Here is a 13,700-nt window from a genome sequence, read left to right as displayed (position 1 = left end):
TTTCCTTCCTCAGCCGACGATGGCCTTGTAGCCGGCTTCGTCGAGCAGGCCGGCAAGCTGGCTTGCGTCGGCCAGCTTCATCTTCCAGAGCCAGCCGTCGCCGGTCGGAGCCGAGTTGACGAGCGCGGGATCCGCCGACAGGGCGGTGTTCGCCTCGACGATCTCGCCGTCGACGGGTGCGTAAACGTCGGAAGCCGCCTTCACGGACTCCACGACCACGGCCGTGTCGCCCTTCTTCACGACACGTCCTGCCTCGGGGAGTTCGACGAAGACGAGGTCGCCGAGCTGTTCCTGGGCATAGTCGGTGATGCCAACCGTCGCCACCCCGCCCTCGACGCGGATCCATTCGTGGTCTTCGGTGTAGTAGGTCGTCGCCATGGAATTCATCCTTTGCGGTAGCGATGCGGCGTGAAGGGAAGGGGGTGGATGTCGACGGGAATGCGCTGGCCCCGCACCTCAGCGTAGAGACGGGTGCCCGGCTTGGCGAGCGGCGCCGCGACGTAACCCATGGCGACCGGGCTGCCCGCCGAAGGGCCGAAACCGCCAGAGGTGACGAAGCCGGCAACCTTGCCGTCCCCGTCGATCAGGCTGGTCCCTGCACGCACCGGCTGCCGGCCCTCGGCCTTGAGACCAACGCGCTTGCGCGATGGTCCGGCGGCCAGGACGGCGCGCAGCGCCGCGGCCCCGACAAAAGCACCGGTCTCGCGGACCTGCTTCGGGATGGCCCACATGAGACCGGCACTTGCGGGGTCGAACTCTTCGGTGATGTCCTGACCGTGTAGGCAGAGCCCGGCCTCCAGCCGCAAGCTGTCGCGGGCGGCGAGCCCGATCCACATCACCCGTTCGTCCTCGAAGAGCTTCGCGACCAGCGGACGGGCGTCCTGCTCCGGCAGCCCGATCTCGAAGCCGTCCTCGCCTGTGTAACCGGAGCGGCTCATGAACCAATCCGCCCTGGGTTCGACGCCCGTCATGAAGGTCAGCCCCCTTGACTCGACACCGGCACGGGCGAGCACCGCTTCGGCTTCGGGCCCCTGTATCGCGAGAAAGACCCGGTCGAGCGGTTTGATCGTGACGTCGAAAGCGGCGGCGAGGCTGCGCAGATGCTTTTCGTCGGTCGCCGCGTTGCCGGCGTTGGCAACGACCATGAAGCGGTGCTCTCCGAGTCGGGTGACGATCAGGTCGTCGATGATCCCCGCCTTGTCGTTGAGGAGGAAGGTATACTTCGACTGCGATGTCGCCAGAGCCGCGGCGTCGAGTGGGCAGGCGCGATCGAGCAGGCCCACCGCGCCGCTGCCTGAAACCTCGAACAGCTTCATATGGGAAATGTCGAAGAGCCCGACATGTTCGCGTGTGTGAAGGTGCTCCTTCATCACGCCGGCGGGGTAGGTGATCGGCATATGCCAGCCGGCGAACGCGCCGAAACGCGCATTTGCCGCGGCATGCAGACCCTCGAGAGGAAGATGGCTTAGATCGGTGCCCGTCAATTGCTTCTCCAGAACAGCACTGAAACGGCCGCCCAATGCAGCCGGTTCGTGCCCCTCTGTCTGAAGCCTGAGAGACTCGCGCAACCGGAACCCTGTCGGCGGCGCTTACACCTTCGGCGCGGAGCTCTCGCCCCGACTTTCCAGAGTTGTCTTACCCGTCAACGGTTCTTTTGCCTGAGAGATTTCGGGCGATTTCCCCTTCGGCGGCAAACGAACGTTGCTCTCTCCCGCAGACCGGCAGGGCCGAAGCCCTCGACGAGTCGGGACGCTAGACCAAGGCGACGGATTTGTCACCTCCCAACCACGCCAAATCGACGCGACCCCAAATGGCGCCGACGCCGCTGATGGCGGTTCTCCCGCTGCGTGGCGCATGCAGGCCGAAGGCGAGTGTTCAAGGCTGCTGCCCCAGCGAGACCGCCAGATTGACTGCGGCCGCGACCAGCACCGTGTTGAAGAAGAACGAGGCGATGCCATGGAGCAGGGTGAGCTTGCGCATCGCCTTGGTGGTGACCTCCGTGTCGGATGTCTGGGCCGTCATACCGATCACGAAAGCGAAATAGAGGAAATCGAAGCCCTCCGGGTCCTTCGTATGCGGGAAGTCGAGGCCGCGCCGGGGAAACGGTTCGTCTGGCGTCGCGCCGCCGGTCCTTTCCTCCGGCTCCCAATATTTATGGGCATAGTGCAGCGCGGCCATCGTATGGATGGTCAACCAGGCCAGCCAGACGGCGATGAAGGAGAAGCCGAGCAGCCATGGCGCCACAACCGGGTCGCGTTCGCTGTTGATCACCACGAAAAGGATGACCAGTGAACCGGCCGCCACGAGGATGGTGCCGATGCTGACGCCGAGGAGGATCCAGAACGGTTCATCCGCCTCGGCAGCGTGTCTTTTCAGGAAGCTGGCGGTGAGGCGGGGAACCTTCATGCCGCTGAGGAGGAGATAGACGAGGAAGAATGTGTTCGCCGCGGCGACCGCTACGAGATTCCACGGGAGACGATACGCCGTGGCCAGCACGAGGATGCCGCAGATGGCCGCCGAATAGAACGGAAGGTGGCGTCGAGAGTGCCAGACCATGCTCATGTCACGCCGTCCGCCCACTTCATCCGCATGGCCTCAGGTCTGCGGCAAGTTCGTCAGCATAGCACGCCTTCGGCCGCCCGACAGTCCGGTCAGGCCGCGGCCTTTACCGCTCGCCGCGCCATCTGATCGAGCGCGCCGAGGAAGCGCGAGCGGTCTTCGCGGGAGAAGCCGGCATTGTGACCCTTGATCTCCCCGGTCTCGCGAAGATGTTGCTTCAGATCACGCATCGCGACCGCCATGCCAATCGTCTCGGGTGTGAACGGCCGCCCGGTCGGCCCGAGCACGTGGGCGCCGAGGGCCACGGCACGTGCAGCAAGCGGGATATCGGCCGTCACGACGATGTCGTTGGGCTTGGCGTGTTCGGCGATCCAGTCGTCCGCGGCATCGGCCCCCTTGGACACGACGACATTGCGGATCATTGGATCGCGCGAGGGCCGCAACCCGCCATTGGACACGAAGGTGACGACGAGCCCGAGCCGCTCGGCCACTCGCGTCACCTCGTCCTTGACGGGGCAGGCGTCGGCATCGACATAGATCGCCGGCGCCTGGACGGAATCGGGATGGTCCATCAGCCGATCGGCCGGGTTCCTAGTACACCACGACGCTTCTGATCGATTTGCCCTCGTGCATGAGGTCGAAGCCGGTGTTGATCTCGTCGAGCGTCAGCGTGTGGGTGATCATCGGGTCGATCTCGATCTTGCCGTCCATGTACCAGTCGACGATCTTCGGCACGTCGGTGCGGCCGCGCGCGCCGCCGAAGGCGGTGCCCTTCCACACCCGGCCGGTGACCAGCTGGAACGGCCGCGTCGAAATCTCCTGGCCGGCGCCGGCGACGCCGATGATGATCGACTGGCCCCAGCCGCGATGCGACGCCTCGAGGGCCTGGCGCATCACCTTGACGTTGCCGGTGCAGTCGAAGGTGTAGTCGGCGCCGCCGATCTGGTCGGCGCCGCGCCTGGTCAGGTTGACGAGATAGGGCACGATGTCGCCCTCGACCTCCGTCGGATTGACGAAATGCGTCATGCCGAAGCGCTCGCCCCAGGCCTTCTTGTCGTCGTTGAGGTCGACGCCGATGATCATGTCGGCGCCGGCCAGCCGCAGCCCCTGGATGACGTTGAGGCCGATGCCGCCCAGGCCGAAGACGATCGCGGTGGCGCCTTCCTCGACCCTGGCGGTGTTGATGACGGCGCCGATGCCGGTGGTGACGCCGCAGCCGATGTAGCAGATCTTGTCGAACGGCGCGTCGGGATTGACCTTGGCCAGCGCGATCTCCGGCAGCACGGTGAAGTTGGAGAAGGTGGAGCAGCCCATGTAGTGGAACACCTTGTCCTTGCCGATCGAGAAGCGGCTGGTGCCGTCGGGCATCAGGCCCTGGCCCTGGGTGGTGCGGATGGCGGTGCACAGATTGGTCTTGCGCGACAGGCAGGACGGACATTGCCGGCATTCGGGCGTGTAGAGCGGAATGACATGGTCGCCCTTCTTCAGGCTGGTCACCCCCTTGCCGACATCGACGACGATGCCGGCGCCCTCATGGCCGAGAATGGCCGGGAAGATGCCCTCGGGGTCGGCGCCGGACAAGGTGAACTCGTCGGTGTGGCAGATGCCGGTCGCCTTGACCTCGACCAGCACCTCGCCCTCGCGCGGCCCGTCAAGGTCGACCTCCATGATTTCGAGCGGCTTTCCGGCAGCGACGGCAACGGCGGCGCGGGTCTTCATCGACATGTCTCCAAGCGCAGAAATAGACGCTCAAACTTTCAGGTTTCGATAGCGCAATCAACCCGGTATCGGCCTTGAGACAGCACTCGAGCGCAGTTCCCTGGATAACGATGTCTCAGCGGAAATCCGGCCCGAGCCGCGGATTTGCGCGCTTGAGCGTGCCGCGCGAACTCCATAAAAGAGTGGGGAAAGCCGGAGGAAGAACGCCCGCATGTTCAAGAAGATACTGATCGCCAACCGGGGCGAGATCGCCTGCCGTGTGATCAAGACCGCCAGGAAGATGGGAATCGCGACCGTGGCGGTCTTCTCCGACGCCGACCGGGACGCCATGCATGTGGAGATGGCCGACGAAGCGGTGCATATCGGACCGGCCGCCGCGGCCCAGAGTTATCTCGTCGCCGAGAAGATCATCGAGGCCTGCAAGCAGACCGGCGCGCAAGCGGTTCATCCCGGTTACGGTTTCCTTTCCGAACGTGCTTCCTTCTGCGCCGCGCTGGAAAAGCAGGGAATCGTCTTTATCGGTCCGAAACCCAAGGCCATCGAGGCGATGGGCGACAAGATCGAATCGAAGAAGTTTGCCAATGCCGCCGAGGTGAATACTGTCCCGGGTTTCCTCGGCGTCATCGAGGACGCCGATCATGCGGAGACGATCGCCGGCGAGATCGGCTACCCCGTGATGATCAAAGCCTCGGCCGGAGGTGGCGGCAAAGGCATGCGCATCGCCTGGAACGAGGCGGAGGTGCGCGACGGCTTCGACAGGGCGCGCTCGGAAGCAAAAAGCTCCTTCGGCGACGACCGCGTGTTCATCGAGAAGTTCGTAGTCGAGCCGCGCCACATCGAAATCCAGGTGCTGGCCGATTCGCAAGGCAACGCCATCTATCTCGGCGAACGCGAATGCTCGATCCAACGCCGCAACCAGAAGGTCGTGGAGGAGGCGCCGTCGCCCTTCCTCGACGAGAGGACGCGCAAGGCCATGGGTGAACAAGCCGTGGCGCTCGCCAGGGCCGTCGACTACCAGAGCGCCGGAACGGTCGAGTTCATCGTCGACAAGGACCGCAATTTCTACTTCCTCGAGATGAACACCCGCCTGCAGGTCGAGCATCCCGTCACGGAGCTCGTCACAGGCGTGGATCTGGTCGAGCAGATGATCCGCATCGCGGCCGGCGAGCCGCTCACGATCAGGCAAGGTGACGTGAGGCTGCAGGGCTGGGCGGTCGAAAGCCGCCTCTATGCGGAAGATCCCTATCGCAATTTCCTGCCGTCGATCGGTCGCCTCACACGTTACCGTCCACCCGAAGAAGGCCCGGTCGGCGATGCCGTCATCCGCAACGATACGGGGGTGGCCGAGGGCTCCGAGATCTCGATGTATTACGATCCGATGATCGCCAAGCTCTGCACCTGGGCGCCGACCAGGCCCCAGGCGATAGACGCCATGTCGGACGCGCTCGACAGTTTCGTGGTTGACGGCATCGAGCACAACATCCCATTCCTGGCCGCACTCATGCAGCATCCCCGCTGGCGCGAGGGACGCCTTTCGACCGGCTTCATCGCCGAAGAGTATCCGGACGGCTTTGCCCCGATCACGCCTGACGAGAGCGACAACGGCGTGCTCGCTGCGATCGCACTGTCCGTCGAACTATTGCGCCGCGACCGCCTGGATCGCCTGACCGGCCGCCTCGCGCCGCATTCCGGAGCACTGAAACGCGATTGGGAAGTTCGCATCGGAGACGACTATGTGCCGGTGTCGATCACGGAGGGCATGATCTCGATCCCGATGGAGGTCGACGTCTCGATCCGCGGTGCCGCGCCGCTGACCGTCAGCTCGGAATGGCGGCCGGGTGAGGCGGTCTGGCACGGTTTCGTCGACCGCAAGAGGGTCTCGGCTCAGATCCGGCCGCAGCTCAACGGCATCCGCATCGCCTGGAAAGGGATTGCCGTGGTTGCGCGGCCGATGCTGCCGCGCATCGCGGAACTCGACCGACTGATGCCTGTGAAGCTGCCGCCCGATACGTCGAAGATGCTGCTGTGCCCGATGCCTGGCCTCGTCGTCTCCGTCGCCGTGAGCGAGGGCCAGGAGGTGAAGGCCGGCGAAACCTTGGCAGTGGTCGAAGCCATGAAGATGGAGAACGTCTTGCGTGCCGAGCGCGACGTTACCATTGCCAAGGTCAACGCCAAGCCGGGCGACAGCCTGGCCGTCGATGCCGTGATTCTGGAGTTTGCATAGAGCATTTTGTTTTTTGCGAGATTCCGGGCGCAAGATCGCTACGCACTTTTGCTGGAATTGCTCTAAGCGCGCCGCCGGTATGGGCGCTGGCAGGGTCAGGGGTGCACGAAAAACGTCTTGTTGACGATCTGCCACTGGCCCTCATGCCTGAGCAGGCTCAGATAGTCGGTGAAGCGTTTGCCCATGTAGTCGTCCGCGAGCTTGATCACGGCGACGTCGCCGGTGATGTCTGCCGAAAGGATTTCCCAGTAGTAGGGCTCGTTCGCGGGGGCAGAGCCGGCTTTCTCGCAGCCGGAGATGAAGGTTTCGAGCGAGAGCCATTCGAGATCGGCGCCGAAATGGCCGATGACGCAGGCGCCCGGATGGAAGGCCTTGCGCAGCTTCGCGGCGTCGGCGAACACCATGCCGTCGAGATAGTTGCGGATGACCGTCTCGATCTCGCCCACTTCGTTCTGCAACTCGCTCATCTCGCGTCTCCTGTGTCCTTGTCCTTGACGCGTTCTAACAAGATCGACGCAAACGGCAAGGAAGGGTGGCCGCGCCGGGGCAGCGGGATGTCCACAGCGCCTGTGGGTGCCCTTCGGTCGGACTCGCATCGGATGCGGCCGGACGATAAACATCTCCTCAGGACACGAGAGACAGATTCATAGGAGCGGCTTGGAATCATGGCGAGCGACAGGCCACCACGCGACCCGATTCTGCGCGAGGCGGCGGCCAGGGAGGAGGTGCCCGATGCGCCGGCGCGACCTTTCGTGCATTTGCGCGTGCATTCGGCCTATTCGTTGCTCGAGGGCGCGTTGCCGCTGGGCAAGGTCATCGCACACGCTGTGAAGGACCAGGCGCCGGCGATCGCGGTAACGGACAGCAATAATCTCTTCGGCGCTCTGGAGTTCGCACAAAAGGCAGTCAAGGAAGGCATCCAGCCCATCATCGGATGCCAGATAGACGTCGACTTCGGCGACGCCGGCGAAAGCGCCCACCGCGGCAATGCGAAGAGGCAGGGGCCCGATCTCTTCCCGATACTCCTCATCTCGGCAACCGAGCTGGGTTATGCCAATCTCGTGCGGTTGATCAGCCGCGCCTATCTGGAAACGCTGCCGGGCGAACCTGTCCACATCGAGCTCGGCTGGATGAACGGAGCCGTGGATGGTCTGATCTGCCTGTCGGGCGGGCCGTGCGGGCCGATCGGCGCCGCCGCCAGGGCAGACCATGCGGAACTCGCCGAAGCACGCCTGCTCTCGCTCAAGTCACTGTTTGGCGACCGGCTTTATGTCGAGATCGAGCGCCTGAAAGGCTACGATCGGACCGTGGAGGCCACGACGATCGAGCTCGCCTATCGCCATGAGCTGCCGCTGGTCGCAACAAATGAAGCCTTCTTTCCCAAGAGGGAGGACTTCGAGGCGCATGACGCCCTCATCGCCATTGCCGAGGGATCGGTGATCGCGGAAGACAACCGTCGGCGCCTCACCCCGGACAACTATCTGAAAACCCAGGAGGAGATGTCGGCTCTGTTCGCCGACCTGCCGGAGGCTATCGACAACACGATCGAGATCGCCCAGCGCTGTTCCTACTACACCAAGACCCGCAGCCCGATCCTGCCGCGCTTCACCGGCGGCGACATCGCCGATGCCGCCGCCGCCGTGAAGGCCGAAGCCGAGGAATTGAGCAGACAGGCTCGCGAGGGTCTCGCCCAGCGGCTCGCCACACGTGGGCTGACGGAGGGCTACACGGCCGAGCAATATGCCGAACGGCTCGATTTCGAGCTCGGCATCATCGAGCGCATGAAGTTCCCTGGCTACTTCCTGATCGTTTCGGACTTCATCAAGTGGGCAAAGGCCCACGACATTCCCGTCGGTCCGGGCCGCGGATCCGGCGCTGGCTCGCTGGTCGCCTACGCGCTCACCATCACCGACGTCGACCCGCTGCGCTTCTCCTTGCTGTTCGAGCGCTTCCTCAATCCCGAGCGCGTGTCGATGCCTGACTTTGACATCGACTTCTGCCAGGACCGCCGCGAAGAGGTGATCCGCTACGTGCAGGGCAAATATGGTCGCGACCAGGTCGGCCAGATCATCACCTTCGGAACGCTGCAGGCCCGCGCCGTGTTGCGCGACGTCGGGCGCGTCCTCCAGATGCCGTACAGCCAGGTCGACCGGCTGTGCAAGCTGGTGCCGCAGAACCCGGCGAATCCGGTGCCGTTGCCCAAGGCCATCGAAGGCGAGCCGCGTTTTGCCGAGGAGGCCGAAAAAGAGCCGATCGTCCAGACCCTGCTCGACATCGCGCAGAAGCTGGAAGGGCTCTATCGCCACGCATCGACGCACGCCGCCGGCATCGTGATCGGCGACCGGCCGCTGTCCGAACTGGTGCCGATGTACCGCGACCCGCGTTCCGACATGCCGGTGACGCAGTTCAACATGAAATATGTCGAACAGGCCGGCCTGGTGAAGTTCGACTTCCTCGGCCTGAAGACGCTCACCGTGCTCGAAACGGCGGTGAAGCTGATCCGCCGGCGCGGAGTCGAGATCGACCTTGCCAAGATCCCCATCGACGACCCCGGCACCTATGCGATGCTGTCGCGCGGCGAAGTGGTCGGCGTGTTCCAGGTCGAAAGCGCTGGTATGCGCAAGGCGCTGATCGGCATGCGGCCGGACCGTATCGAGGACATCATCGCCCTGGTGGCGCTGTACCGCCCCGGCCCGATGGAGAACATCCCCACCTACAATGCCCGCAAGCATGGCGAGGAGGAGATCGAATCGATCCATCCCAAGATCGACCACCTGGTGAAGGAGACGCAGGGCGTCATCGTCTACCAGGAGCAGGTGATGCAGATCGCTCAGGAGCTTTCGGGCTACTCGCTCGGTGAGGCCGACCTGTTGCGCCGCGCCATGGGCAAGAAGATCCGCGCCGAGATGGACAAGCAGCGCGAGCGCTTTGTTTCCGGCGCTGTCGAGCGCGGGGTCGGCAAGGCGCAGGCCAATTTCATCTTCGACCTCCTGGCCAAGTTCGCCGACTACGGCTTCAACAAGAGCCACGCGGCCGCTTATGCGATCGTGTCCTACCAGACCGCCTATCTGAAGGCGCATTACCCGGTCGAGTTCCTCGCGGCGTCGATGACGCTCGATATGTCGAACACGGAGAAACTGTCGGACTTCCGCCAGGACGCCATGCGCCTCGGCATCGATGTGGTGCCGCCTTCTGTGATGTCGTCCTATCGACCCTTCGAAGTCGGCGAGAACCGCATCTTTTATTCACTCGCGGCCATCAAGGGCGTCGGCGATGCCGCTGTCGAGCACATCGTGGCGAAGCGCAAGGAAAAGCCGTTTGCGAGCCTCGCGGATTTCTGCGAGCGCGTAGACCCCAAGATCGTCGGCAAGCGCGTCTTCGAAAGCCTGATCGCCGCGGGCGCACTGGACTGCTTCGGTCACGACCGCGCCACGCTGATGGGCGGCGTCGAGCGCATGATGGGCATGGCCCAACGCGCCCAGCAGAATGCCGTCTCCGGACAGACCGACATCTTCGGTGCGGCGATTTCGGGCGAGGCGCCCACGCTTCATCTTCCGCAGGCCGATCCCTGGTTGCCGGCCGAAAGGCTGCATCGCGAGTTCCAGGCCGTCGGCTTCTACCTTTCGGCCCACCCGCTCGACGAGTACAAGGCTGCGCTGCAGAAGATGCGGGTGCAGACCTGGGCCGAATTCTCCGTGGCGGTCAAACGCGGCGCTTCTGCCGGTCGACTGGCTGGAACCGTGACCTCCAAGCAGGAGCGCAAGACCCGCACCGGCAACAAGATGGGTGTGATCCAGCTCTCCGACACCACAGGACAGTACGAGGCCGTGCTGTTCTCGGAAGGGCTGGCGCAATATCGCGACGTCCTGGAGCCCGGCACGTCCGTCGTCATCACCGTGTCGGCGGAGGATCGGCCCGAGGGCATCAACATGCGCATCCAGACCGCGCAGTCGCTGGAGGACGAGGCATCGCGCGTCCAAAAGGCGCTGCGCATCTATCTGCGCGACGCCGCGCCGATAAATACGCTGTCCTCGCAATTGTCGACGCGTGGCGAAGGCCAGGTGAGCTTCGTCGTGATCAAGGAAGGCGGGGCAGGCGAGGTCGAGATCGAACTGCCGAACCGCTGCCGCATCTCGCCGCAGGTCGCGTCCGCCATGCGCGCCGTGCCTGGCGTCGTCGAAGTCGAACTGGTCTAGCCGCCCGGTGTCCCCTCAAGGCCATCATCTGTCCCCGCGCCAATCGATACCGTATCGCTGGCCCTACAACACGGAGATCATCGGATAGACAGACCGGCTGCAGCGATTTTGGGACGGGAACCGATTGGTCGAATATCCGGAGAGTTGGGTCGGTGAAGCCGGCGGTGTTAAGGCAAGCCCCGCCATGACGCGGGACGGCTAGCAATGGATGCCGGCGGCCTGGCCATTCTGCTTTGCCTTGCCGCCGTGGCGGCCTACACCCAGACGCTCACCGGTTTCGCCCTCGGCCTGATCCTCATGGGTGGCGTCGGTCTGACCGGCGTGATCGCCTTGCCCGATGCAGCAGTGCTGGTGAGCTGTCTCACATTCGTGAACGCCGTCCTGGTCCTGGCCAAAGGCTGGCGCGACGTCGCGCTCCGCCAGTTCGTGTCGATCATCGTGTCGAGTCTTGCCATGCTGTTTGCCGGCTACGCGCTGCTCGGAGTGATGGCGGCCGCATCGATCGACTGGCTGAAGCTCGTGCTCGGCGGCGTCATCGTCACGTCGAGCCTCCAGCTCGCCATGAAGCCGACGCAGTTGGCGCGGCTTTCGTCCACTGCGTCCTTCCTCTTCTTCGGCGCCATTGCCGGACTGATGGGCGGGCTGTTCTCCACTTCGGGACCGCCGCTGGTCTATCACCTTTATCGCCAGCCGCTGCATCCCGTCGTCATCCGGGAGACGCTTGTCGCCGTCTTCGCGGTCAACGCCGTCGTGCGGCTCGGCGTGGTGGCGTCCGTCGGGGCCATGCCGTCGGCGGGCTTCTGGTGGACCCTTCTGACAATTCCAGTCGTCATCGTGACCACGATCGCGGCGAGGAGGTGGCCGCCGCCGCTCTCCAGCCTGACGATGCGGCGCCTGGCGTTCGTGCTCCTGTTCCTGTCGGGTGCGTCGCTGGCGCTGCCTGCGGCATACGACATCTTCTTGTGATGCCACAGCGTCCGCCAAGGCCGCGTCGATGTGGAGATCGTCAGGGCTGAATCATGGTAGCGTCAGCCGCCCGCCGCCGCTGAAGGTTGACCAGATTGCCGCCCAGGATGAGCAGGGCGCCCGCGCCGGTGAAGACGTCGATCTGCTCCTGAAAGAGCAGCCAGCCGATGAGCGCCGATAGCGGCAAACGCAGGAAATCCATGGGCATGACGACGGTGGTGTCCGCATGGGCGAGCGCGCGGGCGAGACAGAAATGCGACGACATGCCGGTGAAGGAGATGAGCAGGATCCACGGCCAGAGCTCCGTTGACGGAGTCTGCCAGGTCTGGATCGCAGGCGCCAGGCCGATCGCCGACTGGATGACAAGCATCCAGAAGATGATGCGCACCACGTTGTCGGTGCGGGTGAGCGACTTCACCATGACGATCGAGATGCCGAATGCCACGGCGCCGGCCAGCATCACCAGATGGCCTTCCTTGATCTCGGCCACTCCCGGTCGAACGATGACCAGTACCCCGATCAGGCCGAGCACGATCGCCAGGATTTTCCGGACATTCACCTTTTCTCTCAGGAACACGACCGCGAGCAGCGCGCCCCAGATGGGCGTCGTGAATTCGATCGAGATCAGTTCCGCAAGGGGGATCAAGGTCAGGGCGTAGAGCCACGCGGCCTGCCCGGCGTAGTGGACGACGTTGCGCCCGAGATGCTGAAGCGGGCGCTTCGTACGCATTGCAGGGAAACCGCCGACGGCGAATACCAGAGGCAGCAGCATGACAAAGCCTATCACGGAGCGCATCTCCATGACCTGGAATACGTTGAGCGACGCGGTCGTGGCGCGTCCTGCGACCGACATGGCGAGGAACGACGAGATCGAACCCGCCATCCACAGCGCCGCTCTGGAGTTCGACTGTGCCTGTTCCATCAGCAGCTATGTGACTGCCGCAAGTTGTCGCCGCAACCCTCGGCTGCGGGTTTCGACTGGGCCAGCAAGTCTTCCAGGGGTTACATGTTTCCGGGAGAAGCGTTGCCTTCGCGATGCTTGCGGCGGAACCGCTCGGCCTGCGCCGCGTCCTGGGCGGAAGTCGGCGATACCCAGTTCGGGTCCCGCGTCTCGACCGACATGGGCGAACCGCCGCAACCGACGAGAAGCAGCAAAGGAACGACGAACAGGACGGCTTTCATGGACATCACCTTTGATCGGGCAGGCGGGATTTAGCCGACCCGCTTCATGAAGGCCATAGCGCCATGCGGCGCCCTGACCTTGCCCTCGGTGATGAAGTAGACGAACACGTCGCGCGGCTTGCTCTGCGCTGCTTGGGACGGATCGGCACGGAGCAAATCGGATGGCTCCGTACCTTGCGCCCACGCCTTTGCGCGCGCGACCCACGCGTCGAGCGCCTCCGGCGTATAGCAGTCTGGATTGTCGTCGCTGCCGGTCTGGAGCCGTGCATAGACGAAATCGCCCGTGACGTCGGCGATAGCGGGATAGGTGGCGTGGTCGGCATAGACCACCGGCACCTTGTACCCGCGCAGCAGGGCGGCGAATTCCGGCACGGCGAAGGACGCGTGCCGGACCTCGACCGCGTGGCGCAACGCGACCCCGTCCTGCCTCGGCGGCAGCAGCTTCAGGAAGGCTTCCAAATCGTCGGCGTCGAACTTCTTGGTCGGGGCGAACTGCCACAGGATCGGGCCGAGCTTTTCGCCGAGCGCGGTGATGCCCGAGCCAAGGAAGCGCATCATCGATTCGCCTGCCTCACCCAGCACTCGCCGATTGGTGACAAAGCGATTTCCTTTCAACGAGAAAACAAAGCCTTCCGGCGACTCGCTCGCCCATTTGACGAAGGTCGGCTCCTTGAAGCTCGAATAATAGGTGCCGTTGACCTCGATCGTCGGCACTTGCCGCGACGCATATTGGAGCTGTTTCGCCTTGGGAAGCTTGTCCGGATAGAAGGAGGTGTCCCACGGCTCGAAGGTCCAGCCGCCCATGCCTGCGCGGATCGTTCCGGATTCGCTCATCCCATCCTCCCTCGGTGCAC

12 protein-coding genes and 1 riboswitch are annotated in these 13,700 nt (G+C 64.1%); of the genes, 3 read left to right on the top strand and 9 right to left on the bottom strand.

Going from position 1 to position 13,700, the window contains the following annotated elements; translation table 11 throughout:
- Positions 1–9: 9 nt before the first annotated feature.
- The 5 genes from gcvH to JN280_RS24140 form a co-directional block, all read right to left on the bottom strand.
- Complete coding sequence (gene gcvH, locus JN280_RS24160) at positions 10–378, bottom strand: glycine cleavage system protein GcvH (protein WP_202305987.1); 369 nt, start codon at positions 376–378, stop codon at positions 10–12.
- A gap of 5 nt (positions 379–383) precedes the next feature.
- The gene (gcvT, locus tag JN280_RS24155; RefSeq protein WP_202305986.1) at positions 384–1,484 is read right to left on the bottom strand and encodes a glycine cleavage system aminomethyltransferase GcvT; all 1,101 of its coding nucleotides are present in this window, start codon (positions 1,482–1,484) and stop codon (positions 384–386) included.
- Between the two features lie 152 nt (positions 1,485–1,636).
- Positions 1,637–1,724, bottom strand: a riboswitch (glycine riboswitch).
- A gap of 151 nt (positions 1,725–1,875) precedes the next feature.
- Positions 1,876–2,556 (bottom strand): DUF1345 domain-containing protein, encoded by a 681-nt coding sequence (locus tag JN280_RS24150; protein WP_202315014.1) that lies wholly within the window; start codon positions 2,554–2,556, stop codon positions 1,876–1,878.
- A 95-nt stretch (positions 2,557–2,651) separates the two neighbouring features.
- Complete coding sequence (locus tag JN280_RS24145; protein WP_202305985.1) at positions 2,652–3,131, bottom strand: YaiI/YqxD family protein; 480 nt, start codon at positions 3,129–3,131, stop codon at positions 2,652–2,654.
- Positions 3,132–3,150: 19 nt separating this feature from the next.
- The gene (locus JN280_RS24140; protein ID WP_202305984.1) at positions 3,151–4,278 is read right to left on the bottom strand and encodes an S-(hydroxymethyl)glutathione dehydrogenase/class III alcohol dehydrogenase; all 1,128 of its coding nucleotides are present in this window, start codon (positions 4,276–4,278) and stop codon (positions 3,151–3,153) included.
- 211 nt (positions 4,279–4,489) lie between these two features.
- Between JN280_RS24140 and JN280_RS24135 the strand changes: the two genes are divergently transcribed.
- Complete coding sequence (locus JN280_RS24135) at positions 4,490–6,502, top strand: acetyl-CoA carboxylase biotin carboxylase subunit (RefSeq protein WP_202305982.1); 2,013 nt, start codon at positions 4,490–4,492, stop codon at positions 6,500–6,502.
- Between the two features lie 95 nt (positions 6,503–6,597).
- On the opposite strand, the gene JN280_RS24130 is transcribed toward JN280_RS24135, so the two are convergent.
- Complete coding sequence (locus JN280_RS24130; RefSeq protein WP_202305980.1) at positions 6,598–6,969, bottom strand: nuclear transport factor 2 family protein; 372 nt, start codon at positions 6,967–6,969, stop codon at positions 6,598–6,600.
- Positions 6,970–7,167: 198 nt separating this feature from the next.
- Between JN280_RS24130 and dnaE the strand changes: the two genes are divergently transcribed.
- Together dnaE and JN280_RS24120 are read left to right on the top strand one after the other, a co-directional pair.
- Positions 7,168–10,698, top strand: coding sequence for a DNA polymerase III subunit alpha (gene dnaE, locus JN280_RS24125; RefSeq protein ID WP_202305978.1), 3,531 nt, complete (start codon positions 7,168–7,170; stop codon positions 10,696–10,698).
- Positions 10,699–10,902: 204 nt separating this feature from the next.
- On the top strand, positions 10,903–11,664 hold the full coding sequence (locus JN280_RS24120; protein ID WP_202305976.1) for a TSUP family transporter: 762 nt from the start codon (positions 10,903–10,905) through the stop codon (positions 11,662–11,664).
- A gap of 40 nt (positions 11,665–11,704) precedes the next feature.
- Here JN280_RS24120 and JN280_RS24115 read toward each other — a convergent pair whose 3' ends face one another.
- The 3 genes from JN280_RS24115 to JN280_RS24105 all read right to left on the bottom strand — a co-directional run bounded on the left by JN280_RS24115 (position 11,705) and on the right by JN280_RS24105 (position 13,680).
- Positions 11,705–12,586: a DMT family transporter gene (locus JN280_RS24115; RefSeq protein ID WP_202305974.1), complete on the bottom strand. Its 882-nt coding sequence runs from the start codon at positions 12,584–12,586 to the stop codon at positions 11,705–11,707.
- Positions 12,587–12,666: 80 nt separating this feature from the next.
- Positions 12,667–12,846: a hypothetical protein gene (locus JN280_RS24110; RefSeq protein WP_202305973.1), complete on the bottom strand. Its 180-nt coding sequence runs from the start codon at positions 12,844–12,846 to the stop codon at positions 12,667–12,669.
- A 30-nt stretch (positions 12,847–12,876) separates the two neighbouring features.
- On the bottom strand, positions 12,877–13,680 hold the full coding sequence (locus tag JN280_RS24105; protein WP_202305972.1) for a DUF72 domain-containing protein: 804 nt from the start codon (positions 13,678–13,680) through the stop codon (positions 12,877–12,879).
- Positions 13,681–13,700 lie beyond the last annotated feature (20 nt).

Source organism: Mesorhizobium sp. L-8-10, assembly GCF_016756635.1.
Lineage (GTDB): Bacteria > Pseudomonadota > Alphaproteobacteria > Rhizobiales > Rhizobiaceae.
The sequence above is the reverse complement of the archived record's forward strand: the minus strand, read 5'-3'. Positions and strand labels throughout refer to the sequence as shown.